The organism is Candidatus Obscuribacterales bacterium (genome assembly GCA_036703605.1).
In the GTDB taxonomy this organism is placed as follows: domain Bacteria; phylum Cyanobacteriota; class Cyanobacteriia; order RECH01; family RECH01; genus RECH01.
On the sequence record DATNRH010001051.1, the window covers coordinates 1 to 2089 of the forward strand.

3 protein-coding genes are annotated in these 2089 nt (G+C 51.6%); all 3 read left to right on the forward strand.

The features are described from left to right. On the forward strand, window positions 1–474 hold a 474-nt coding region (locus V6D20_21385; GenBank protein ID HEY9818335.1), incomplete at its 5' end, for a hypothetical protein. Beyond that, window positions 474–947 (forward strand): hypothetical protein, encoded by a 474-nt coding sequence (locus V6D20_21390; GenBank protein ID HEY9818336.1) that lies wholly within the window; start codon window positions 474–476, stop codon window positions 945–947. The genes V6D20_21385 and V6D20_21390, both read left to right, overlap by 1 nt. Beyond that, the coding region (locus V6D20_21395; protein ID HEY9818337.1) for a hypothetical protein at window positions 931–2089 on the forward strand (1159 nt) is incomplete at its 3' end. The genes V6D20_21390 and V6D20_21395, both read left to right, overlap by 17 nt.

Sequence of the window (2089 nt, forward strand, 5' to 3'; positions counted from 1 at the left end):
GCGAACACCACGGTTGACGTGCTCGCCGATGGCTGGGTGGCTCAAGGACTGCTGGCAGACGGCACTGGACAGATCACTCTGCCCCTAGCCGCCACCAAAGTGACCGCAGGGCTTCCATACACGAGCCAGTACAGGTCCCTCAATATCGAGGCCCCAACGGGTGACGGATCTTCCAAGGGCAAGAAGAAGCGCATCTACCACATTGACCTCGGGCTGTACAACTCGCTTGGTGGAGAGTACGGCATCGCCGCCGTGAGCACCCCCACCAATGAGGTCAGCACGGACTATATCATCCCCACGCGAATCTTTAACGTGAGCCAGTTCAACAACGCTCCCACCCTCAAGAGCGGAGTGTTCCCATTGACAATGCCACCCGGCAACCACTCAGAGGTTGATCTAGTCATCACTCAGAGCCAGCCCCTGCCGATGACAATCACCCACACCTTCCCTGTCGTCAACACCAAAGGAGACTAATGCCAGCCCAATCAGGAACTAAAGGGGGCAATGCCCTATCCCTAACTGGGGACATCATTCAGGCGCTGGGCTTCATATCCGCAGGCAGGGAGTCCGACGAGATATCCGAACGGAACGCTCTCCAGTTGAACGCGTCAGCGGAACGGGTGATGCAGAACGCCGCCGCCCAGTCCTCTGCTATTCAACGCCAAGGACAGAGGATGGTGGGAGCCCAGAGAGCCAGCACCGCTGCCAGAGGAATCGTCGTTGATCGTGGTTCTGCGCTTGACATTATCACAGAAACCCTTATAAGTACGAACTTGCAGGCAGCGGACATTAACCGCAATGCCCAGATACAGAGGTCAACACTTAAGATGCAAGCGAACGAACAGATAAGAGCGGGCAATGTAGCCAGCAAGGCCGGACTAATCAAGGGAGCTGGAACTATCCTCTCTGGAGCACTCAACCGTAGAAGCAATGCCCAGAACGCCTAGATCAGAGGAATTCATTCCGTCCAATCAACCCTCGGGCGTTGCGTTGGAATCCCCGCAGACGGGCGTTCAGAGCGCTCTAATAGGTCTTGGTGGAGCCCTTTCACAGGAGGGCAACAAGCGTCTCGCGCTGGAGAAGCAGTATGCACGCGAGAAGCAGGCACAGGTTGATCGCGTATCTACTAAGGATTTTCAGAACAAGACCCAAGAGTTAAGCATACAATTGCAGCTTGAGTTAGAGCAGGCCAAGGACGATGAGGCTCGCTCTAAGATCGTTCAGGACTATTCAGCAAGACACCAAAGCGTTGTTGATGGACTTCAAGGTGTCTCCGAAGATCAGAGAGAACTGATGCTGGCGGACGTTGAACACTTTGCTGCAGTGGCTCAATCCATGGCAATGAAGTCCAGCAATCAAGCGTTAAGAGCGAGAGACCAGAGTGTGGCCAAGCGTGCATTGGGACTAGCCATCGCCGCTAATGGAGAGGGTCTTGATAAAGCAATCACCGCAGGTTTAGAGGCTGGAAACTTTCACTCTGAAGATGACGCCAATAAAGCCAAGCAAGAGGCTCTGAATCAGATAGATTACAATAGGGCTCAGGCTACAAAGAATATCATTATTCAGGAAGCTCAAATGTATGAGGCTGATAATGACTTAGAGAACATCAAAGGAATGATAGAGGCCAATAAGGACGGTGATCCGGCCTCTTTATCGGAACTCAAGACTATGGCCAATCGGGTTGCCAATAGACGCATTGGCTCACAAGCGCAACTCAGCAAGTCAATTGAGAATGGGACCATCAGCACGTTTGATCTTAATGCCGCATACGAGAGAAGGCTGATAGATGGAAAGCAATATAAGGAAATGTCCTCTGCTATTGGATCAAGGAGTGCGGAGGAACTTTCCACAATAATCAAGGACACAAAAGCAAACAATGCTGGTTACAGATCCGTGGCTGGATTATTGGACAAAGAGCTTGGAAACTACTATCAAGGCGAGATCAAAGAGGGTGACATCATAGATCTTGAGGTGACCATTGGCCGCATCCAGCAGTTAAATGTTGATCCCGTAGCTAAGCTTGACTTGATAGCGAAGGCATCAGAACTGAATGGCATTAAGCACTCCAAGTATAATCCATGGGGATTTA